1 pseudogene is annotated in these 1,426 nt (G+C 69.7%); it reads left to right on the forward strand.

Going from position 1 to position 1,426, the window contains the following annotated elements:
* Nucleotides 1–1,426, forward strand: a pseudogene (locus AC27VN_RS41370) (CapA family protein); the annotation flags it as partial.

Consider the following 1,426-nt stretch of genomic DNA (forward strand, 5'->3'; position numbering starts at 1 on the left):
GCGGCTGCGCGCGGAACTGGTCGAGCACGTGCTGCCGATGCATTGGGGCGAGTTCAAGGAACTGCTCGCGAAGACGCGGCGCAACTACTTCCAGCAGGGCGTGTCCTTCGACAGCCGCTTCGAGTTCGCGCTGCTCGCGCCCGAGGCCAACGGCAGCGCGGTCTTCTACGACGGCAGCGTGGACCACTGCCAGCCCAACCCCGGCAACCTGCGGCTGCACACCCGGCGCCGCTTCGGCAAGGAGCTCGACTTTCCCGACGACGACGCCGTGCCCGTGTGGTGCTTCACCACGCGCGCCGTCTACGTCGATGCCGAGGGCGCCTGGCCGATCGTCCCCGAGGGCCAGGAGGCCCACCTGCGCCGCCTCGACGACTGGAGCGCCGCGCCGGTGCGCCGCATGGTCGAGGACGCGAGCCGCTACCTGGCCGCGCAGGTCAAGCCCACGGGCGAGTTCCACTACGGCTGGTTCCCCTGCTTCGACCGCGCCATCCCGACCTACAACACGCTGCGCCACGCGAGCTCGACCTATGCGCTGCTCGAGGCCTGGGAGCTCACGCGCGACGTGGCGCAGAAGGATGCCATCGACCGCTCGCTGGCCTTTCTCGCGGGCTCGCTGATCCGGCCCGCGGTGCTGCCCGACGGCAGCCGCGCGGCCTTCCTGGTCGACGTGGCGCACGAGGTCAAGCTCGGCGGCAACGCGGTCTGCCTGCTGGCCTTCGTCAAGTACACCGAACTGACCGGCGACCGCCGCTTCCTGCCGCTGCTCGAGCTGCTCGCGCTCGGCATCCGCCACATGCAGGACCCCGAGACCGGGCGCTTCGTGCACGTGCTGCACCGGCCCAGCCTCGCGGTGAAGGAGGCCTTCCGCGTCATCTACTACGACGGCGAGGCCGCCTTCGGCCTGATGCGGCTGTACGGGCTCACGCGCGATCCGCGCTGGCTCGCGATGGTCGAGAAGGCCTTCGACCACTTCATCGCCGCCGAGCACTGGCGCGCGCACGACCACTGGCTCGGCTACTGCGTCAATGAGCTCACGCGCCACCGGCCCGCGCTGCGCTACTACCAGTTCGGACTGCGCAACGTGGCCGACTACCTCGACTTCGTGCGCGAGCGCATCACCACCTTCCCGACCCTGCTCGAGCTGATGATGGCCGCGCGCGAGATGGTGCTGCGCATCGAGGCCGATCCCGAACTGCGCCACCTGCTCGAGGGCCTGGACCGCGACAAGTTCGAGCGCGCGCTCGAGCACCGCGCGCGCTACCTCGCGAACGGCCACTTCTGGCCCGAGCTCGCGATGTTCTTCCGCCATCCCGACCGCATCGCGGGCTCGTTCTTCATCAAGCACCACAGCTTCCGCGTGCGCATCGACGACGTGGAGCACTACCTGTCGGGCTATGTCGCCTACCACCGGCTGCTGAAGGCGCGC

Source organism: Variovorax sp. 20P10.2.4 (assembly GCF_058244205.1).